Below are 20,947 nucleotides of genomic sequence, written 5' to 3' on the forward strand. Positions count from 1 at the left end.
CAAAGCACGACAGACTCAAGAGGCCACCTCCTGACGGGGCTGACCGCCATTCAATCGCCATTGCACCGGCCAGGCCGCCACCCAGGCCGCCAAGGCATCGATATCATCGAGGTCCAGCCGCGTCAGATCCGCGGGAAGCGCCACCGGGAATTCGCCATCTAGCTCATCATCTGGCTCATCCATTGAACCTGGCACGGCAAGTGCCCGTATCCAGGGATCATGCAAGGCCCGCAGCGGCTTGCCGACGGCCGCGCGATGCAGCTCAAGCTTGGGCAATGGCCACTGCTTGAACCCCTCGACGAGAATCAGATCCACCGCCAGCCCATCGAGCTGCGCGACAAGCTGCTCCAGATCCGCCTCCTCTTGATCAGGCGTCTCCATCATCAGCGCAAAGCGCCGGGCAGAGGCAACCAGCATGGGAGTTGCCCCCGCCGAGCGCAGGCGATGACTGTCCTTGCCCGGCGTATCCACATCAAAGGCATGATGAGCGTGCTTGATGACGGCGACTCGCAGACCACGCTCACGCAAGGCCGGCAGCAACTGTTCCAGCAAGGTGGTCTTGCCCGTGCCGCTCCAGGCGGCGATGCCCAACAGCGGACAGGCCGAGGCGGCAAGTCTCGCCGCCCAACCGGGTGACATCGCCCCGCCGCCGGTATCAGCGGAAGAGCAAGAATGAGAGACAGTGGACGCTTCGCGCCCCATGGCATCAGTGGGCAACTCGGGCATGACGATTCTCTTGAGGTTTCCGGCGTGCTCACGACGTGATGGCCGATACGATTCGATGATTCTGATGGCATCGACCCACATGTCGGGCCCTTTTCTCTCAGCGCCGCTCATGAGGAGCGCTGGCGACATGATGAAAAAAGGGTGGCCTGCCGCAACAGGCTTGCCTGTAAATCTGCAAGTCCAAGGCCAGGCATGCCTGCCGCGGCAGGACAATACGCCGCTGAATTCCAACATGTACGGCAGGTGAGCACTGACCGTGGATCATTATGACTCGCCTGGCCAGCGGAGTGGGGTCGGATGACACGCCTTGAATGTCCTGCGGCTCAGGCTCGGCAGCGGCCGCGCCGCAATGGCAATCGATGCGGGCAGTCTCAGCGGGGGCCGGATTCCATCGCTCTGCACTCATCCAGCGTATTGAGATTGGCGAAGTCTTCGGCCTTGCCCGCTTGCACCGTCAGCCAGACATGTTGCGCGAACCAGCGGTCGATCTTGCGCTCACCTGCCGCCAGAGCGGCTTCCAGTGATGGCAAAAGGCCACGGTGCAGGAGGCAGATGACGGGGTGATAGCGCTCGGCATCGGCGGCCACTGCCAGCAGCGCCGGCTCAGCCGAGGTGTCATCTCCCTGCACACGGTAGCCGGCCAGCCTGTCACCGTTGGCGTGATCTATCAGCGCCACGCTCAGGGTATCCACGAGGTCATTGGGCAGATGCGGCACGTCGCAGGCCACCACCATCACCCACTCGGTATGCGCGGCGGCCAGCGCACTGGCCATGCCCATCAGAGGGCCGTGATAGCCCGCCTCACGGTCTTCCACCAGCGGATGACCATAGGCGGCATATTCCTGATGCGAGCGATTGGCATTGATCAGCAGCTCACCGACCTGGGGCGTGAGGCGTGCCAGCACATGCGCGATCAAGGGCACCTCATTGAGCATGACCAGCCCCTTGTCGACACCGCCCATGCGCCGAGCCTGGCCGCCGGCCAGGATCACACCGGTGATGTTGGCCGGCGTCAGCGAGGCCACCAGCTGTTCACCACTGGCCGGCAGAGGTGTCACGCCAGGATTGGTTTGGCCATCGCGAGAGGGGCCGGAGTTGGCATCAGAGTGGGGTCTGGACATGCGAGAGGGTCTCGATGCAGGCGCGGCGGACGCGCGAGAAAATTCCTCTGATCACGCAAGACACGGGAACCGACGATAACTTTCCCGTGTCGGGCTCAACCAGGCATGCGCTCAGTGTGCAGGCTAGCTTCCGCCAACGTCCAGCGTGCCGTACAGCCATGACTCAGCGCGTTGTCCTGATGCGAGGACAGAATCACCGCGCAACCCGCCTGGGACATCTGCTCGAGACGGATGGCCAGCTGCTCCACGGCGGCCTGGTCGAGATTGGCCGCTGGCTCATCCAGCAGCAGGACGGGAGGACGCGACAGCCAGGCGCGCGCCAGTGCCAGACGTGCACGCTCGCCACCGGACAGCGAGCGTGCCGGCTGACGGGCATGCTCGCTCAGACCGCTCCACTCCAGCATGGCCTCGACCTGATCGCGCTGCTCGCCGGCAGAGCGCCGTTGCGGCTGCCAGCGCGCCGCCAGCACCAGGTTGCCGGCCACGCTGGTATCAAAGAGATAGGGTTGCTGGTGCAGATAGCGTATCTGGCCGGCGGCCCCCTTCTGCCAGCGAAGCTCTCCACCGCTGGCAGGCTGCATGCCGGCCAGCACTCTGAGCAAGGTGGTCTTGCCACTGCCATTGTCTCCGCTCAGATGTACCCAGCCGCGCCTCGGGTCTGGCGTCCACTCCAGAGAGGGTATCTGCCACAGCAAGCGGCCAGGGCTCGTGGGAGCGTCAGGCAGACGATACTGCAGGTCACGCACCCACAGCAGACTTTCCTCGGCGAGGGTTCGGGGCTCTGGCACAGACTCTGCCACGGGTTCTGGCATAGCGTCTGGCACGGGTTCTGACGACGAGGTCAGCATGGCCTCATGGGGAGATTCGCCCGGCGAGGAGGATGAGGGCGAAGAGTTGAGGGGGGACATCGAAACTCCAGACGACAATTCAGACTTGCGCGATGCGGTGATCCACGGCACGCCACTCAGACCTGTACGGCCAGCTGACCACGGCCACGCAGCAGCCCCAGCAGCAGATTGAGCACCAGGGCCAATACCAGCAGCACCATGCCCAGGGCGACCCCCTGAGCGTATTCTCCCTTGAGGGTCTCCAGGGCGATCGCGGTCGTGATGTTGCGGGTAAAGCCGGCAATGTTACCACCCACCATCATGGCGCAACCCACTTCCGCGATGATTCTACCAAACGCCGCCACCAACGCGGCCATCACCCCGAAGCGCGCCTCCATCACCAGCCGCCACAACGCCGCAGGCCGGGATGCCCCCAGTTGCAATGCGGTTTCCCAGGCACGTCTGTCCACGCCAGCCAGTGCCGCATGCAGCATCACCACCAATATCGGCAGCGCCAGCAGAATCTGGCCCAGAATCATCGCTGGCTGGGTGAACAGAAGATGCCAATCCCCCAGAGGGCCTGCCCGTGACAGCAGAATGAACAGCAGCAGCCCCACCACCACGGTGGGCACGGCCATCAGGGTATTCACCAGCGAGATCAACAGCCAGCGCCCCGGGAAGGCGCAACGCACCAGCACGAAGGCGATCAGCAGAGCCGGCGGTACAGCCACCAACATGGCCATCAGCGAGACCCGGAAAGAGACGCCGATGATTTCCCAGAGTGCGGCGTCCATGCTCAGCAGGAGGCCCATGGCCTCCTGCGTGGTATGCCAGAGCGTCACGAACGCGGCGCCGCCTGCTGGGTGGCAGTCTCACCGCCGGCTGCCTGACCTGCACCACTGCCATCCGCAGTCTTCTGGGCATCGAAACCGGTTTCACCGTGGCTGGCATGGAACAGCGCCTGCCCCTTGAGACGGAAGTCATCGATCGCCTGCTGACCCTCACGGGAAATCAGCCACTGAGCCAGCGCACGGGCGCCTTCGGTGTTCAGACCTTCATGATTGGCCGGGTTGACCAGAATCACCTGGTAGGGATTGAACAGGCGCGCATCTCCCTCCACCAGCACGGAAAGGTCGAGCTTGTCCTGCATGGCAAGCCAGGTGCCGCGGTCACTCAGGGTGTAATCCTGCAGCTCGCTGGCCATGCTCAGCACCTTGCCCATCCCCTGCCCCACGGCCTTGTATGCCGAGAAATCGGGGACGACATCGGCGCTCGCCCACAGCGACAGCTCCTTCTTGTGAGTCCCGGAGTCATCACCGCGTGACACGAAGCCGGCATTGCTCTCGGCAATTCTGGCCAGGGCCGCGTCCACGTCGGACATGCCCTCGACATTGGCCGGATCCGCCTTGGGCCCCAGCAGCACGAAGTCGTTGTACATCACGCCATGTGGCTCGATGCCATACCCGGCATCGACGAACTTGCGCTCCGCGCCCGGCGCATGCGTCATCACCAGATCCACATCGCCATCCTGCCCCATGCGCAATGCCTTGCCGGTCCCCACGGCGATCACCTGGACAGTGACATCGTTGGCCCGTTCGTATGCCGGCAACAGATTGTCCAGCAGGCCGGAATTGTAGGTACTGGTGGTGGTCGCGAGGCGGATGATGTCATCCGCGGCCTGAGCGGGTTGCAGGCTCAGCGCGCCGAGAGACAGACCGGCGATGGCACCCAGCAGATGGCGGGCGGAGAGGATGTGACGATGCGGCATGAGGTAGCTCCCTGGCGTGTCATTATCGGGGTGATTCACGAAGGAGATGTGCCTCCAGCGATGGCTGGCCATCTCCCCGCGGCAAGACATTGCAAGCAGCGTGCCCGCAAGGCCACGCTCTCGCCATTCACCTGGTTGCTTGTCCTGCACATGGCCCGCTGGCAATGCCTGGATGTCCGGGTGAGCGCCGGCGAGAATACTGACAGGATATCGCCGTCCTGCCACAAGCGGGTCATCTTGACCCACCCGTGAGCCTGCGCGGGACGACACGATACACTGTTCCTTCGCGCTGGCCACCCGCTCGCGGCCCTGACTCTCGCTGCCGCGATGGCGCCATGCGCGAGCCTCTGGACCTCGCTTCACCCGGCTCCGTGGTGACTGTGGCCGCGCCGGGCGGAAGCGAATGCCGAGAGAATGGCAAGATCGAGAGAATGGCTAGATAAAGTACCGTGCGCCGCGCGACAATGAGCGAACGAACGCCACCCTGACACGCCATACCCGAATGACCATCGCCCCGATGCACGCCACGCATGATAGAGGAACGCCATGACCGTCCACGCCACCTCTCCCGCACGGGAGGCGCGTCGCGCCACGCACGACCAGGCTTTGCCGACCGCATCGGTCCTGATCGTCGATGACGAGCCGGGCATGCGGCGTTACCTGGAAAAGGCGCTGGCATCCCGCTTCGCGATGATCGAAGCCGTCGAAAGCGTCGAGCAGGCCGAATCGCTGCGCTCGCGCCTGCATTTTGATCTCATCCTGCTCGACATCCGCCTGCCGGGACGTGATGGCCTTGAGTGGGAGGAAGCCCTGTCACCGTCATCGGTCAGCGACGTCATCTTCATGACGGCCTATGCCGATCTCGATACCGCCGTACGTGCCCTGCGCGCAGGTGCCAGTGATTTCATCATCAAGCCGTTCCGCCTCGAACAGCTGCACGCCGCGATAGACCGCTGCCTCGAACGCCGCCAGCTGGCACGCGAGAACTTCCTGCTGCGTCGCGACAATGCACGCCACCAGGGTGAGGAGGCCAGTCTGCAGGGCGAGACCCCCGGCATGCAGGAACTCGCGCAGATCATCGCGCGCGTCGCGCCGGCCCCCTCTCCCGTGCTGATACTCGGGGAATCCGGCACCGGCAAGGAGCTGGCGGCACGCGACCTGCACCGTCTCTCCGGACGGCGCGGTGCCTTCGTACCGGTCAACTGTGGCGCCATCAGTCCGGAACTTCTGGAGAGCGAGCTTTTCGGTCACCTCAAGGGGGCCTTCACCGGCGCCCACCGCGGACGTGATGGGCTGTTCAGCTTCGCCGATGGCGGCACCCTGTTCCTGGATGAAATCGGCGAGATGCCGCTGACCATGCAGTCCAGGCTGTTGCGGGTACTGGAAACCCGACGCGTGCGCCCAGTGGGCGGTGAGCAGGAGCAGGCCGTCGATGTGCGCATCGTGGCCGCCACCCATCGCACGCTCGAGACGGAGGTCGCGGCGGGTCGCTTCCGGGAAGACCTCTACTACCGCTTGAACGTGCTCAGCTTGCGGCTGCCGGCACTGCGGGATCGCCCCGCGGACATTCCTGCCCTGGCCCTGCATTTCTCTCGACAGCTGTCGCGCGAACTGGGACTGCCCGAGGTCCCCTGGGATCACACCGACCTTGCGCGCCTGTGTCGCTATGCCTGGCCCGGCAACGTGCGTGAATTGAAGAATGTCATCGAGCGCGCGCTGCTGCTGGGACGCCTGCCCGGCGATGCCCTCCCGGCCTCCGGCACCTCTCTCACGTCTGGCCATGCCGCGATGCCCGACGCCTCGGATGCACCAGGTAACGCTGCCGCCCCCCATGCGGGGGGGGAGGCCGACAGCGAGGCTTCACACGGCTATCCGCTGGAGTGGTCGCTGGATCGTGTGGAGCAAGCGCACCTGCGTGCAGTACTGGAGCATCACGCCAACAACAAGTCCGCTGCCGCGCGTCAGCTGGGCATCTCGCGCAAGACGCTGGATCGCAAGCTGACCCACTGGCGCGCCGAGGCCGAGAGCGCCATGCCTGACCGCGACTCGTCTCACCGCTCGGCTGATGACCCTGCATGATCCAGCGCCTGCGCCATTACCTTGCCGGCTCGCTGCGCCGCCGCTTGCTGGTGCTGACGCTGGCCCCGCTGCTGCTGTTGCTGCTGGCGCTGGTCGGCCTGACCGCCTATTGGACCACCGCCTACACCGACCGCCAGCTGTACATGAACGTGCGCAGCGATCTCGATGTGGCAAGCCGCACGCTGCAACGTCAGCACCAGCGACTTCGTGACGGCCTGGAAACCCTGCGCCGCAACCTGCGCCAGTCCACCACGCTGCCAGGCTCGTCCTCACCATCGACCGAGACACTGGCGCCTCGTCTGAAGGCGTTGCGTGAGACCCTCAACGCCGATTGGCTCCGCTGGCTGCCAGCGGAGCAGCTCGGACAGACGCCCGGTGTCGCCGCCCTGGTTCCGCGTCTGCGCCAGGGCGAGAGTCTGGATGGCCTCGACATGCTCAGCGGCGATTCGCTGGCATCTCTCGACCCCTTGCTGGCAGAGCGAGCCCGCCTGGCCCTGCGCCGGACCCCCCATGCACAACCCAGCGCGCGGCGTGAGGAAACGCGCGGCATGCTGCTGCGTGCACTGGTGCCGATCATGGATTCACGCGGGACGCTCGTGGGCGTGCTTGATGCCGGGCGGCTGCTCAATCGTGACCCGAACCTGGTGGATGAGATCCGCGATCTCCTCTACGGCCCGGGGACGCTGCCGCTGGATGGCACAGGCACCATCACCCTGTTTCTGGACGATGTCCGAATTGCCACCAACGTGACTGACAGCACCGGTGAACGCGCACTCGGCACGCAGGCCTCGCTCGAAGTGACCCGTCAGGTCATCGGTGAGGGGCAGCGCTACGTCAATCGCGCCTTCGTGGTACGCGACTGGTTCGTTGCCGCCTATGCGCCTCTGGATTCTCTGGACGGCCAGCGGATCGGCATGATCTACGCGGGCTACCCCCAGGCACCCTACGTGCGACTCTACCGGGAGACATTGGTCCACATCAGCCTGGTACTGCTGGCGGTCAGCCTGTTGGGAGTTCTACTGGTCTGGGGCGGGGTCGAGCGCCTGATGCGCCCCATTCGCCAGATACGCCATGTGGTGCATGCCGTTCGCGATGCACCCTCCAGTGATGGGCTGCGCATCGGGCCACTTGCCTCGCTTGGCCCCGAACAGCGTCGCGGTGATGAGCTGGATGAGCTGGCGCAGGAATTCGATACCATGCTGGCGCGGCTGGAGGCGCACCGCAGCGAGATTCAGGCGGCCGCCAATACCCTGGAAGCCCAGGTCGAGGACCGCACGCGTGACTTGAGCGCACAGACGAACACGCTGCGCGAGCGCAGCCAGGCACTGGAGGAGCATGTCCGCCTGTTGCGCGAAGCACGCGCGAAGCTGTTGACCCGCGAGAAGCTGGCAGCACTCGGCGAACTCACGGCAGGCATCGGGCATGAGATCAACAATCCCGCCGCCGTCATCCTCGGGCATGTCGAGTTGATCGAGGTCATTCTCGGCGACCAGGCAGACCCCGTACGCGAGGAAATCGCGACCATCATCCATCAGGTGGAACGGATTCGCGCGCTGGTCGACAACCTGCGCCAATATGCACGTGACCCACATCAGGCGAGCCACCACGGCGCACAGGCAGAGCTGCCTGACCTGCCGGGCGAGACGCTCCCCACCACGCTGAGCCCCCCGAACCTCAGCCAGATTCATCCAGATGAGGCCATCCATAGCGTCGAAGTACTGGTACGCCATGCGCTGGATCATCACGGACACAGATTGACGCATGAGCTCTCGGCGACACGTCAGATCGAGGCCGACCGCGCCCAGCTGACACAGGTGCTGGTCAACCTGCTCATCAATGCCATCGAGATGGCACCCGGACCGGATACGCTATGCATCACCAGCGCCGATCGCGACGCGACGCTCGCCTGTGTGGAGGAGGATCACTCGCCGGTGATGACAGGAGACCCCGGCGGTGAGGTCGTGGCCGGCATCGAGATCCGGATCATCGATCACGGCAATGGCGTCCCGGAACACCTCAGGGAGCGCATCTTCATCCCTTTCTTCACCACGCGCGCCAACGGCTCCGGTATCGGTCTGTCGGTCTCGTCCGGGTTGATCACGCAACTGGGCGGACGACTGTGGCTGGAAGAGACGCCCGGGGGCGGCGCGACCTTCTGCCTGTGGCTGCCTTGCATCGCGCGGCGTCACCACGAAGACAACCAGGGCCGACACCTGCTCGAGACCCTGAGCGCCGGTGGCAGCAGCCGTGCCAGTTGATCCCCCTGCCCTGCCATCCACTGACCGGAGCCTTTGCCATATGCCATCGGCCAATTCGACTCCCTCTCCAGCCCGCCAGACCTCGACGGCATCCACCGATGAGCCACAAGCCCGTCACGCGAACACCTCGCCGACGCTTGGCCAGCGCCTGCGCATCCTGCGCACCCGCCACGGCCTGTCTCAACGCGAACTCGCCAAGCGCGCCAACGTGACCAACTCGACCATTTCCCAGGTCGAGCAGGATGCCGTCAGCCCCTCTGTCAGCTCGCTCAACAAGATACTCGATGTCTTCCCCGTCTCGCTCAGTCACTTCTTCAGCGACGAGATCCCCGAGGCACCTGCGCGAGTGCTGCGCCGTGAGGAGCATGCGCCATGCGAGGAAAGCCCCGCTGACACGCGACTGCGCAAGATTCCCGACTGGCCTGATGCCTCAGGACAGCGTCGTCAGAAACCGCAGGTCACGCTGGGGAGGCTTGAAGACCAGGACAGCATCAGCCTGCAGGCAAGCCATGACAGCCTCTTGCTCGTCACCCGCGGGCGACTGCGCATCGAGCTGCCGGCGGAAGCGCTCGATATCCACCTCAGATCCGGAGATGCCGTGCGGCTGCAGGCCGGAGAGCGCTACCGACTCCACCATGCCCAGGCGCAAGATGCTGATGGGCCTGTACCACTGGACGAGGAAAGCCTGACAGCCTGTCACTGGTCATGCATCGCGAGCGCGGGATAAACCGAAGGAGCCCCCTTTCTTCCCAGCGAGCCACGCATCAATCAAGAATGCCCCTCTTTCCTGCCAGTACCGCGACACGAAAGAGGGGCATTCATCAGAACCGCGATTTACCTGGGCATCCGCTCACTCGACAGGCCGAGAGGGTTCACTCCCCCTCTTTCGCCGGGGGCAGCACCAGATTGAGCACGATCCCCAGAATGGCCGCCAGGCTGACGCCCTGCAGCGTGAACTGGCCACCACCAACCTGCATGCCGCCAATCCCGAAGACCAGAATCAAGGACGCGATCACCAGATTGCGCGGCGCGGTAAGCGAGTCACCGGCACGCACCAGGGTGTTCATCCCCACCACGGCGATCGACCCGAACAGCAGGCACATGATGCCACCCATGACAGGGGTGGGAATCGTCTGCAGTACCGCCCCCACCTTGCCGATGAAGGCAAGCGAGATGGCCACGCAGGCCGCGACGGTCATGACACGCGGATTGAAATTGCGCGTCAGCATGACGGCGCCCGTCACTTCCGAGTATGTCGTGTTGGGCGGTCCACCGAACAATGAGGCCGCGCTGGTGGCCAGGCCATCTCCCAGCAGTGTCCGATGCAGTCCCGGCTTTTTCAGATAGTTCTGACGCGTCACGGAGCCGATGGCCACCATGTCACCGATATGCTCCACGGCCGGCGCGATGGCGACCGGAATCATGAACAGGATGGCGGAGAACTCGAAGGTAGGAGCGGTGAAGCTTGGCAAGGCCAGCCACGCCGCCTCCGCCACAGGCGACAGGTCGATCACCCCCATGGCCAGTCCCAGCAGATAGCCGGTGATGATCCCGCCGAGAATCGGGATGAGGCGCCACAGTCCGCGACCGAAGATCGACAGTATCAGGGTGACGGCAAGACTCACCAGCGAGAGGGTCAGTGCCTGTCCATGAGAAATGGTGTCACTGAATTCCCCCGTGGCCATCTGGACGGCGGTCGGTGCCAGCGCCAGTCCGATCACCATGATGACAGGCCCCACCACCACGGCAGGCAACAGGCGATGCACGATACCGACGCCCTTGAGACGAATGCACTGCGCCAGCAGCACATAGACCAGTCCGGCAACGAACAATCCCCCCATGGTGGCGGGAATGCCGAAGTTGGCGACCGAACTCTGGATGGGAGCGATGAAGGCGAATGACGAGGCGAGAAAGACCGGCACGCTCGCCTTGGTGACGCTCTGGAAGACCAGCGTCCCGACCCCTGCCGTGAACAGCGCGACGTTGGGATCAAGGCCAGTCAGCAACGGCACCAGCACCAGCGCACCGAAGGCCACGAAGAGCATCTGTGCTCCCGTGATCAGCGTCGCCAGCGTGAAAGGCTCCTTCTCAGGAATCTGGTGAGCATCGTGAGAGGCAGAGGAAGCGGAGTCCGAGGCTTGAGAAGACGACATGGCGGAAGATTCTATTCAATGAACTGACGAAGGAAGACCTCATCCTGACTGCTCAGACAGGTAAGGCAGATACAAAAACGCCCCACGCAAGGCGTAGGGCGTCGAGAGCTCAGGCGAGGCGCTTAGCGCGTGCCGAAGATCTTGTCTCCGGCGTCACCAAGACCCGGAACGATGTAGCCATTCTCATCAAGACGATCATCGACGGAAGCCGTGAAGATCTCGATGTCAGGATAGGACTCCTGCACCTTGGCGATGCCTTCCGGTGCCGCGACCAGCACGATCACCTTGATCTGCTGGCAGCCCTTGGCCTTCAGCATGTCCAGCGTGGCGATCATGGAACCGCCGGTCGCCAGCATCGGGTCGATGACGATCGCCAGACGCTCATCGAGATCCGAGACGAACTTCTCGAAGTACGGTACCGGCTCGAGGGTTTCCTCATCACGGTACAGTCCCACCACGCTGATGCGCGCGCTGGGAATCAGGTCCGTCACCCCTTCCAGCATGCCGAGACCGGCACGCAGGATCGGCACGATGGTCACTTTCTTGCCCTTGATGCTCTGGACGTCCAGCTCGTTGCCGCTCCAGGCGTCAATGGTGGTAGTTTCCAGCTCAAGGTCCTGGGTTGCCTCATAGGTCAACAGCTTGGCGACCTCACTGGCCAGCTCACGGAAGCTCTTGGTGCTGATGCCTGCTGCACGCATCAGGCCGAGCTTGTGCTGGACCAGTGGATGATTGATGGCATGGACGCTCATGGAAATACCTCTTGGGACAGAAGATGGTGCTCATGATTGCGCAGCACTACCCCGCCAGCGAGGGACGATGGCAGGCAGAGAGGCTGGCAAATTGGGCGTATTCTAGCCGAGCAGGACTTTGATGTTAAGCGCACCCGACATCGTCACGGGCGAGGCGGTCAAGAAAATCGCCGACGGCTGAACAGTAATCAGGGTAATCGAAGCGCTCAGCCAGAATCTGACGCGCACGTCGGCCCATTTCACACCGAAGCTCAGGACTGGCGATCCATTTATCAAGCACTTCTGCTGCTGCCACTGGCGATATCACCCTGGCCGCAACGATGGCATCCTCGTCAGGCGAATAGACCCTGACCTCTGGCCCGACGAAAGCGAGATCATGCTCTGCAAGTTCACCTATGGATCTGATGGTGGGAAGCACGGCGCCATTCTCTCCCGCGATGACCTGCTCCGGCAGCCCATCGACATTGCCGACGATGGTCGGCACGCCATGCGCCAAGGCTTCCTGCACCACGTTACCGAATGGCTCACGCCAGGAAGGGCAGATGAAAGCATCCAGCGTGCAATAGAATTCCGACATCTCCTTGACCGCGCCATGAAACGTCACGACATCGGCCAGCCCCCACCTTGTCACCAGTGCTTGCAAGGGGGGTCGCAAAGGCCCGTCTCCCGCGATATGCAGCTCCACATTCGCATGGGTTTCCCGCAGCAATCTGATGGTCTCGAGCGCCACGACAGGCGCCTTGAGTGCCGTCAGTCGACCGGCAAACCCCAACCGGAAGACGTCGCCGTCATGGGTTGCCGTCACCTGCGGTAGCGACATGGCATTGCGTGCCACAAGCGCCGGGCACTCCTCTGATAGACCAAGCTTCAGCTGGAGCATGCGCAGTGATGCATGGGAATTGCAGATGACGCCGGACCAGCGTTCCACGTAGCGCTGGATATCGGGAGCCGGCTCGATGAACCAGGCGCTGCCTCTCTCGAAATGCACGATGGGTACGTCATTTGGGAGAGCAATGGGGAAGTTGCGATATTTATTCCAGATGACCAACTGCTCAAGCGTCAATGATTTCAGCAATTTCCGCTGATACGTAGAACGCAACCATGGAATCTGCCTGGGAAGATTGATGCCACGAGGTCCCTTGACGGAATGAATTCGCCAGAAATGATCACTCAATTCTTCTTGTACGATAGGGTGGATTCGATCGGTCATCGGAAGGACATGATAATCATTTCCGGCTTCCAGCATGGTAGTGAAGAAGCGTGAAAAGTGACGTTCCACTCCGCCCAGATTTCTCAGGCTGACGAGATGACCTATCTTCGGCTGACTTCCCATGGCGCTCCTTCTATGTGAATGCGTCCCTATCGGAAGCCAACATTATCACAACGGAAACATCAGCACCGCGCCATGCCTGACATCCCCGATGACTCACCTGCCCTCTCATGAGAGGATGAGTCCACACCCAACCTCCGACAATCATTGCTCAAGAAGGATACCCAAAATTGGCAAAGTCCTGTGCATATAGGATGGCCAACTTCTCTCGCGTGGCAGACGCCATACTTTCCTGAGCCACACGACAGCGGACATCCCCCTTGTTGCGATGAGCAATGGAGGAATCGATACCCAGCTTCTCAGCGACAATCTTGAAGTCCTGATCCAGCGTCTCGAAATGTCCCAGGAAATCCACCATCAACCTGTCATCTGCCGACATGATGAAAGAAGATTGAGAGTGGAATAACAGATGACTGCGAAAAGCACCTTGCCAGAGCCCGTTTTCCACAAAGTCATCAAAGCCACGATACTTTGCGAGTGAGGCTGCCACGCGACTGTCCTCAGGCCCCTGATTCCCACCCTTCAATATATAATGGTATGCGGAAAAAGCGCGATCATAGGGATTTCGCACAAAGGAGAACTTGAAGTAATTATTGAATTTCTTGCTATCTGCTTTTTTATAAGTTTGCCAGGAAACATGATCTCGGCCTTTTTCACTCTTCTTTCCCAATGCGGCTAGAACCGAGGTCCCGGCGGCCTTGGGAATATGTATGAAAATACATTTGTTGCGATCAAAGTGTTTACGATAAGGGAATTCGTGCTTCAACCACATGACAAGCCTCATACATAGATTGCGAATGATCCATCACCTTGCCGCAAGAGTAGGCAAACAATACGCATTTTTCGTGTACATACCGTCAAAAAAAGGAAGAAGTAGATCATGCGCCAGCGCAATGTTACAGTACATGGAAATAGACTTACGGTGTGACCATCAGCCATGCTCCATATTTTTATATCGTGCGATGAAAACTATGCGCCTCATCTAGCCACGACTATCATGTCCATACTTGATAACTGTCAAAAGCCAGAAGCGCTGAGCTTCATCATTGGTGATGGAGGACTGTCGTCCGACACCATTTCCAGATTGCACGCAATGATCGCGCCCTACCAGTCACAGATCACCTTTACTTACCTGCACGAGAGCAAGTTTGAAGGACTGGAGGTCAAACGTTACGGGCTTTCCATCTATTTCAGATTATATCTGAGTGAGGTCATCGACCCTTCCATTCAACATATCGTATGCATTGATTGCGATACTATCGTCGTGGACGATATCACGACGATCATGGATGACCTGCCGACCCAGGACTTCACGCTGGCCGCTGTGGAGAATATTGGCCGATCTCCTTATAAATCATTGGGCCTGGAGAAAGGCAAATACTTCAACTGCGGCTTGATGTTGATCAACATGCCTCGCTGGAAGGAATATAATATTGGCGAGAGGGCATTATATTTCTTGAGAAAACACCCCGAACTCTGTCTATACCCTGAACAATCCGCACTGAATAAAATTCTCGACGGCCAATGGACACAATTACCGTTGGTCTGGAATGCTCAACGTCCTGCTTACAAGATTCTTGAGAAAAGAATGGATGAACAGCATAGAGCAGAACATGAGTTCCTGGAGTCCATCAAGAAACCCAAGATGATTCACTACATGGGAAAAGGCAGCAAGCCTTGGGAATATGGCTCACTGCATCCATTGAAGGATGTTTACTTTTATTATAGAGCCAAGACGCCATGGGCCTCTGGCAATATCGTCAACAACAAGACACTCAAGAAATCCATTCTGTCTTATATTGAATTGCAGAAGTTATACAAGTACCACAAGAGAAGATCCATGAGTCAGGAGTTGCTTGACGCTCATCGATAACGATTTCCTTGAATGGCATCTCTCGGAGATGCCATTCAATTCATCATCATGGCCGCCTCTTGATTACCGCTTGTCCACTACCTCGGCAATGAAGTCACCAATCCCCTGGCAGTACCGTTGCTGACAGAAATCTCGTGCGATGATCTCGCGGGCGACCGTCCCCATCTCTCTCCGCTGCTCCGGGCTTTCCGCCCAACGCTGCAGGACATCGGCAATGGCGGCCGAGTCCAGGACATGCGCCTGCACGATGGCATCGCGCTCGGGTGAATAGACTCTGTCCGGCCCCTGGACGAAGTCTTCTCCATAACGGGCGAGCTCACCCTTCGGGCGTCCGGGTGTCAGCACCTCACCATTGAGGCCGGAGGTGATCTGCTCCGGCAATCCATCGACATTGCCGACGATCGCAGGCACTCCATGCGCCAAGGCTTCCTGCACCACATTGCCGAACGGCTCGCGCCAGGAAGGACAGATGAAGGCATCGAGGGAAGAATAGAATTCACTCATGTCACTGAGCAGGCCACAGAAGCGGACACTGTCTTCAAGCCCCCACTCGATGACCAATGACTTGAGAGCCGCCTCCAGCGTCCCCGTACCAGCGATCCAAAGCTCAGCATGGGGCACACTGACCTTGAGATCTCGCAGCGCCTCGATGGCAATCACTGGCGCCTTGAGGCCGGTCAGGCGTCCTGCAAAACCGATTCTGAATCGCGATGCCGGATGCGTGGAGGCCTTGTCGGGCAACACGATGGAATTGCGCACCACCTTGCAGGGCAAGGAGTCACGGATGCCGAGCGACAATTGCAACATGCGACTGGCGGCATGGGAGTTGCAGATGATGCCATCGAGCCTCGAGAGGTAATCCTCGACCTCAGGGGTAGGCTCCACGAACCAGGCAGCGCCATGCTCGTAATGGATGAGGCTGATGTGCTCAGGAAAATGCAGAGGATGGTGACGCAGCTTGTTCCACACCACGATTGCCTGCATCTCTTCATCATCGAGCAATCGCGCCTGGCAGTTATCCCGCAGCCAGGGGAGCTGACGCGGGATCTTGATACCGAGATAGCGCTTTATATCGTGCACGCGACCTGGAAAGTCCGCATAGACGGACTGCAGCATCGGATGAATCTCGGGGGTCTGCAACAGCACATGATGATCACGCTCATTGGCGGCCATGCGATAGAAATTGGTGAAGGTGCGCTCGGCCCCTCCCAGGTTCTTGAGACTGATCAGATGACCCGCGCGAGGTCCTTGCAATGTCGGATGCGTCAATGTGGTTTCTCGTCTTCACTCTCAGGTATCAAGCAGTGGCAGCTGCCAATCTATCGGCACATCGCCACGTGCCTCCAGCCAGGCATTGGCCTGTGAGAAGTGACGAGAACCGAAGAATCCGCGGTGCGCTGCGAGAGGCGACGGATGCGGAGCGTGGAGTACCAGATGCTTCTGGCGATCCACGGCCCCCGCCTTCTTCTGGGCATGACTGCCCCAGAGCAGGAAGACGACACCCTCGCAGTGCTGGTTGATCACGTCGATGGCGCGGTCGGTGAACTGCTCCCAACCTTGCTTCTGATGCGAGGCGGCCTTGCCCTGCTCGACCGTCAGCACGCTATTGAGCAGCAACACCCCTTGCTCCGCCCAGCTCTCGAGGAAGCCGTGATCCACGGGTTCGACCCCGACATCGACAGCCAGTTCCTTGTAGATGTTCTTCAGTGAGGGCGGCGGGCGCACGCCGGGGCGTACCGAGAAGCACAGACCATGTGCCTGGTCCGGCCCGTGATAGGGGTCCTGCCCCAGGATCACGACCTTGACGTTGCTCAGCGGGGTCAGCCAGAAGGCGCGAAACCAGTCCTGCGAGTGCGGGTAGATCACCTTGCCGGCATCTTTCTCGGCGCGCAGGAAGGCCTTGAGCCGCTGCATGTACTCGGCATGGAATTCCAGCCCGAGATGCGCCTGCCAGTCGGCAGGCAGCACCTGGGAGCTACCAGAGGTGGCAGTCTCCAACGGCATGTCAGCTGTCGCTCTCTTGCTTCTTGAGCTGCTCGGAGATCGGTTCGACGTAGGCGATTCCCATGTCCCACGGGAACTGGATCCAGCAGTTCTGCGGCACTTCGGTGATGAAGTCATCGACCAGCGGACGGCCTTCCGGCTTGGCATAGACGGTCACGAAATGGGCCTTGGGCAACATGTCGCGCACGGCACGTGCGGTATTGCCGGTGTCGACGAGGTCATCGACCAGCAGCCAGCCGTCACCGTCGTGATCGACGCCCTTGACCACTTCCAGCCCCCCCTGCTCCATGTGATCGTGGTAGCTCTTGATGCACACGGTGTCGATATGGCGGATGCCCAGCTCACGGGCGATCAGGCCAGCCGGGATCAACCCACCACGGGTGATGGCGATGATGCCCTTGTAGTCACGACCGATCAGGTCATGACAGAGCGCGCGCACGTCGCGGTGCAGCTGGTCCCAGGAGACGATGAAATGGTCGTGATAGCGTTCGGAAGACATGTGGGTCACTCGCAATGACGGAACAGGAACAAAGCATGGTGGCTGGCGTGCCACCCTACAAGGGACAGATCGCGCCGGTGTGAAACGACACTGCCGGCGACGACGATATCGGATGTTGTCTGCAACGACGATGGCCCTGCCAGAAGACAGGGCCATCGTCGTTGCGCAGGCTTACTCGGCTTCGGTAAAGCTGCAGGCGGCGAAGACGCTGTGGCCTTCCTCGCGGATCTTGGCGGAACCTCCCAGCTCCGGCAGGTCGATGATCGCGGCGGTCTCCACCACGATACCGCCGGTGCGCTCGATCAGCTTGCAGGCCGCCAGCATGGTGCCACCGGTGGCGATCAGGTCATCCATCACCAGGATGCGATCGCCTTCACGGAAGGCATCGGAATGCAGTTCGACGGTGGACTCACCGTATTCCAGCGTGTAGGTCTCGCTGATGGTCTTGAACGGCAGCTTGCCCTTCTTGCGCACCGGCACGAAGCTGCAGCCCAGCTCATAGGCCAGCGGTGCACCGATGATGAAGCCGCGTGCATCGATGGCGGCGATGGCGTCGATCTCCATCTCCTGATAGCGGTGCACGAAGGAGTCGATCAGCTTGCGGAACGCGGCGGAATTCTGCAGCACCGGCGTGATGTCACGGAAGTTGACACCCGGCTGGGGCCAATCCGGCACGGTGCGGATGACAGACTTGATGTAGTCGCTGTAGATGCTCATTAAAGGGCTCCGTCGAGGAACAGGTATTTGCAGGCAAACAGGACGGCGAGAATCACCAGCCCCGGGCTCAGATCACGATAGCGGCCAGAGAACAGCTTGATCACGGCGTAGCTGATGAAGCCCAGTGCGATCCCGTTGGCAATCGAGTAGGTCAGTGGCATCACCAGGGTGGCGATCACCACTGGCGCGGCTTCGGTAATGTCATTCCAGTCGATGCGCGCCAGGCCACCTGTCATCAGGCAGGCGACATAGAGCAGCGCACCCGCGGTGGCAAAGGCGGGGATGGAGGTGGCCAGCGGTGACAGGAACAGGCTGACGAGAAACAGTCCCGCCACGACCACCGCGGTCAGTCCTGTGCGTCCGCCTGCCGCCACACCGGTGGCAGATTCGATATAGCTGGTGACATTCGAGGTCCCCATCACCGAACCGGCCATGGTCGCGCTGGAGTCTGCCATCAGGGCACGACCGAGACGCGGCAGGTGGCCACGCTCGTTGGTGAGTCCCGCCTGCTGGGATACGGCGATCAACGTGCCCGAGGTATCGAACAGATCGACGAACAGGAACGCGAAGATGATCGACACCATGCCCAGGTTGAAGGCACCGGCGATGTCGAGCTGTGCGAATGTCGGCAGCATGCTCGGCGGCATCGAGGCAAGGCCATGGAAGTCATTGTTGCCGGTCAGGGTCGCCAGCAGCGTCACCACCAGGATGCCGATCATCACGGCGCCGATCACCTTGCGGTAGGACAGCGCGACGATCAGGAAGAATGACAGCAGCGCATACAGGGCTGCCGGCGAGGACAGATCACCCAACGTGACCAGGGTGCCCGGTGCATCAACGACGATGCCGCTGCCCTGCAGCGCGATGATCGCCATGAAAAGGCCGATGCCCGCGGCGATGCCCGTCTTCAGTGAGGCCGGAATGGCGTTGATGATCCACTCCCGGATCTTGAAGGCGGAGAGCAGGAAGAAACTCACCCCGGACAGGAAGACCGCGCCCAGCGCGATCTGCCAGGGAACGCCCATCTGCCAGGGAACGCCCATCTGCCCCGCCACCGTATAGGTGAAGAAGGCCGTCAGGCCCATGCCGGGTGCCAGCGCGATCGGGTAGTTGGCGTAGAGCCCCATGATCAGGCAGCCAAGGGCAGCTGCCAGACAGGTCGCCACGAAGACGGCGCCGTGATCCATGCCGGTGGAGGCCAGCATCGAGGGGGCAACGAAGATGATATAGGCCATCGCCAGGAAGGAAGTGAATCCGGCGATGACTTCGGTACGCACATTGGTACCGTGCTCCGAGAGCTTGAAGAGACGTTCCAGCATGAGGGAAACCCTTATCCTTGAGCAGTGCCTGTCCGGCAAGCCGCAGTGGTCGATGACGTTCGGGAACAGCGGATCAACACGAACTCACTCGGACAGGTATGCTGCACAGGGGGCAACCATGGCTTCCCCCTCGTTCAGCCTGCCTGAACCACGATGCCCTGCCGGTGGCAGGGCATCGAAAGGCGCAACATGGTACCCAAAGGTCTGCAGCGAATCGAGCATTGCAGGCATATTTCCTGACCGGTCAGACGGGTTCTGGCGTCCTGCCAGCGAATTGACCCCGCAGGAAGCCTGCAAGCCTCATGCCAGCCGTGAGGCCATGACGCGCTCCACCGTCTCGACGATGGCCTGGGTCTGGGGGTCCACCTCGAGATTGACCCGATCCCCCACCGCGCGCTCACCCATCAGGGTGCGCTCCAGAGTTTCCGGTATCAGATTGACGCAGAAACGCGTGCCCTGGACCTCCCCGATGGTCAGACTGACACCGTCAAGTCCCACATAGCCCTTGTCGAACAGGAAACGCATCAGCTCAGCGGGAGCCTGGAACCAGATCCGGCGATTGTCAGCCGTGGCTTCAATGGCATCGAGGGTGACCATCGCCATGACGTGACCGGACATGGAGTGGCCACCGATTTCATCCCCGAAGCGCGCTGCCCGCTCGATGTTGACCCGACTGCCCACCTTGAGCTCGCCGAGGTTGGTCAGTCGCAGTGTCTCACGCATCAGATCGAAACTGGCCAGCTGACCCTCGAGTGCCGTCACGGTCAGGCAGCAACCGTTGTGCGCCACTGACGCCCCGGTTTCCAGCCCCTGCTCCAACCCCTGCGGCAACCGGACCTGATGGGTACGAAACTCCGGACGCTCTTCAATGGCGACCACTTCCGCCATGCCTTGCACGATACCGGTGAACATGCGCTTCCTTATCCTTGCACTGCTTCCCGCAGAGCGGGAACCCATGAATATGATGACAGGCCATGACACCCGGGCACTGATGACACCACGAGATCCGACATGCCGATGGGAAATCCTAGCATGCCGGACTCGATGCCGGCAGCCATCACGCCTCCTTCACGCCATCGAGCGAAGCGAAGATGAGCAGGCCTGCTGTCAAGGGTTGGCCTTGCGCCACGGGGCTGGCAAGGCGCCCTGCGTGTAAGACATCTCTGACAGCGAGTATCGGCAAATTGCCATATCGAACGCCAGTTCGAATAAACCGTCAACGCCAGACCAAAGTCGTTGACACCCCGAGGGTGACTGATAGAATGCGCCTCAAATCTGTTTGGCGCCGATTTGTACCCGGATTGCGGGCGCCCACTTCGAGAGTCTGTCTCCCGGGGTGCAAGTTCTGCTAAAAGGGTGTGTCCAGCGTTGATGGCCACCCATCTTGGGTGGTCTTTTTTTCCTCTCTGGATCACTCTCCTCTTGCCAGGCGTGCCTTGCCCTTCTCGGCGCAGTGCACGACACACGCAGAACAGGCGGCTTGCCGCAGACCTTCGCCCGCATTCCGGTTGGTGCCTTAAC

At 61.1% G+C, this 20,947-nt stretch carries 19 protein-coding genes; 4 read left to right on the forward strand and 15 right to left on the reverse strand.

Features of this window, described 5'->3' with window-relative positions:
- Positions 1-15: 15 nt before the first annotated feature.
- The 5 genes from mobB to HXS65_RS05155 form a co-directional block, all read right to left on the reverse strand.
- Positions 16-639 carry a molybdopterin-guanine dinucleotide biosynthesis protein B gene (mobB, locus tag HXS65_RS05135; protein WP_176493574.1) on the reverse strand — a complete coding sequence of 208 codons (624 nt, stop codon included), beginning with the start codon at positions 637-639 and terminating at the stop codon, positions 16-18.
- A 458-nt stretch (positions 640-1,097) separates the two neighbouring features.
- A complete protein-coding gene (mobA, locus tag HXS65_RS05140) occupies positions 1,098-1,847 on the reverse strand; it encodes a molybdenum cofactor guanylyltransferase MobA (protein WP_176493386.1) in 750 nt (249 codons plus the stop codon).
- 95 nt (positions 1,848-1,942) lie between these two features.
- A complete protein-coding gene (locus HXS65_RS05145; RefSeq protein WP_176493387.1) occupies positions 1,943-2,635 on the reverse strand; it encodes an ATP-binding cassette domain-containing protein in 693 nt (230 codons plus the stop codon).
- Between the two features lie 176 nt (positions 2,636-2,811).
- On the reverse strand, positions 2,812-3,486 hold the full coding sequence (locus HXS65_RS05150) for an ABC transporter permease (protein WP_205632739.1): 675 nt from the start codon (positions 3,484-3,486) through the stop codon (positions 2,812-2,814).
- A gap of 26 nt (positions 3,487-3,512) precedes the next feature.
- On the reverse strand, positions 3,513-4,442 hold the full coding sequence (locus HXS65_RS05155) for a substrate-binding domain-containing protein (protein WP_176493388.1): 930 nt from the start codon (positions 4,440-4,442) through the stop codon (positions 3,513-3,515).
- A 546-nt stretch (positions 4,443-4,988) separates the two neighbouring features.
- Here HXS65_RS05155 and HXS65_RS05160 point away from each other — a divergent pair.
- Genes HXS65_RS05160 through HXS65_RS05170 form a run of 3 tightly spaced genes read left to right on the forward strand, consistent with a single transcriptional unit; the run spans position 4,989 to position 9,506 of the window.
- Positions 4,989-6,521, forward strand: a complete 1,533-nt coding sequence (locus HXS65_RS05160; RefSeq protein WP_176493389.1) for a sigma-54 dependent transcriptional regulator — start codon at positions 4,989-4,991, stop codon at positions 6,519-6,521.
- Entirely contained in the window at positions 6,518-8,779 is a 2,262-nt protein-coding gene (locus HXS65_RS05165; RefSeq protein WP_176493390.1) for a cache domain-containing protein, read from the forward strand. Before HXS65_RS05160 ends, HXS65_RS05165 begins: the two co-directional genes overlap by 4 nt.
- A 40-nt stretch (positions 8,780-8,819) precedes the next feature.
- The gene (locus tag HXS65_RS05170; RefSeq protein WP_176493391.1) at positions 8,820-9,506 is read left to right on the forward strand and encodes a helix-turn-helix domain-containing protein; all 687 of its coding nucleotides are present in this window, start codon (positions 8,820-8,822) and stop codon (positions 9,504-9,506) included.
- A gap of 145 nt (positions 9,507-9,651) precedes the next feature.
- Here HXS65_RS05170 and HXS65_RS05175 read toward each other — a convergent pair whose 3' ends face one another.
- The 4 genes from HXS65_RS05175 to HXS65_RS05190 form a co-directional block, all read right to left on the reverse strand.
- Complete coding sequence (locus HXS65_RS05175; protein ID WP_176493392.1) at positions 9,652-10,932, reverse strand: uracil-xanthine permease family protein; 1,281 nt, start codon at positions 10,930-10,932, stop codon at positions 9,652-9,654.
- A gap of 122 nt (positions 10,933-11,054) precedes the next feature.
- Positions 11,055-11,684 (reverse strand): uracil phosphoribosyltransferase, encoded by a 630-nt coding sequence (gene upp, locus HXS65_RS05180; RefSeq protein ID WP_077374565.1) that lies wholly within the window; start codon positions 11,682-11,684, stop codon positions 11,055-11,057.
- A 124-nt stretch (positions 11,685-11,808) separates the two neighbouring features.
- A complete protein-coding gene (locus HXS65_RS05185) occupies positions 11,809-13,017 on the reverse strand; it encodes a glycosyltransferase family 4 protein (RefSeq protein WP_176493393.1) in 1,209 nt (402 codons plus the stop codon).
- A gap of 148 nt (positions 13,018-13,165) precedes the next feature.
- Positions 13,166-13,786: a sulfotransferase family 2 domain-containing protein gene (locus HXS65_RS05190; RefSeq protein WP_167592976.1), complete on the reverse strand. Its 621-nt coding sequence runs from the start codon at positions 13,784-13,786 to the stop codon at positions 13,166-13,168.
- A 165-nt stretch (positions 13,787-13,951) separates the two neighbouring features.
- Between HXS65_RS05190 and HXS65_RS05195 the strand changes: the two genes are divergently transcribed.
- Positions 13,952-14,887 (forward strand): glycosyltransferase family 8 protein, encoded by a 936-nt coding sequence (locus HXS65_RS05195; RefSeq protein ID WP_176493394.1) that lies wholly within the window; start codon positions 13,952-13,954, stop codon positions 14,885-14,887.
- 63 nt (positions 14,888-14,950) lie between these two features.
- On the opposite strand, the gene HXS65_RS05200 is transcribed toward HXS65_RS05195, so the two are convergent.
- The 6 genes from HXS65_RS05200 to HXS65_RS05225 all read right to left on the reverse strand — a co-directional run bounded on the left by HXS65_RS05200 (position 14,951) and on the right by HXS65_RS05225 (position 20,338).
- Positions 14,951-16,141 carry a glycosyltransferase family 4 protein gene (locus HXS65_RS05200; RefSeq protein WP_176493395.1) on the reverse strand — a complete coding sequence of 397 codons (1,191 nt, stop codon included), beginning with the start codon at positions 16,139-16,141 and terminating at the stop codon, positions 14,951-14,953.
- 36 nt (positions 16,142-16,177) lie between these two features.
- Positions 16,178-16,891 carry a uracil-DNA glycosylase gene (gene ung / locus HXS65_RS05205; protein WP_218015056.1) on the reverse strand — a complete coding sequence of 238 codons (714 nt, stop codon included), beginning with the start codon at positions 16,889-16,891 and terminating at the stop codon, positions 16,178-16,180.
- 1 nt (position 16,892) lies between these two features.
- A complete protein-coding gene (gene gpt / locus HXS65_RS05210) occupies positions 16,893-17,390 on the reverse strand; it encodes a xanthine phosphoribosyltransferase (RefSeq protein ID WP_077374580.1) in 498 nt (165 codons plus the stop codon).
- A 171-nt stretch (positions 17,391-17,561) separates the two neighbouring features.
- On the reverse strand, positions 17,562-18,107 hold the full coding sequence (locus tag HXS65_RS05215; RefSeq protein WP_077374582.1) for an adenine phosphoribosyltransferase: 546 nt from the start codon (positions 18,105-18,107) through the stop codon (positions 17,562-17,564).
- Positions 18,107-19,426: an NCS2 family permease gene (locus tag HXS65_RS05220; RefSeq protein WP_176493397.1), complete on the reverse strand. Its 1,320-nt coding sequence runs from the start codon at positions 19,424-19,426 to the stop codon at positions 18,107-18,109. The genes HXS65_RS05215 and HXS65_RS05220 overlap by 1 nt, the downstream gene beginning before the upstream one ends.
- A 300-nt stretch (positions 19,427-19,726) precedes the next feature.
- Positions 19,727-20,338 (reverse strand): riboflavin synthase subunit alpha, encoded by a 612-nt coding sequence (locus HXS65_RS05225; protein ID WP_136938677.1) that lies wholly within the window; start codon positions 20,336-20,338, stop codon positions 19,727-19,729.
- Positions 20,339-20,947: the final 609 nt, after the last annotated feature.

It is taken from the genome of Cobetia sp. 5-25-4-2 (assembly GCF_013374075.1).
Classification (GTDB): domain Bacteria; phylum Pseudomonadota; class Gammaproteobacteria; order Pseudomonadales; family Halomonadaceae; genus Cobetia; species Cobetia marina.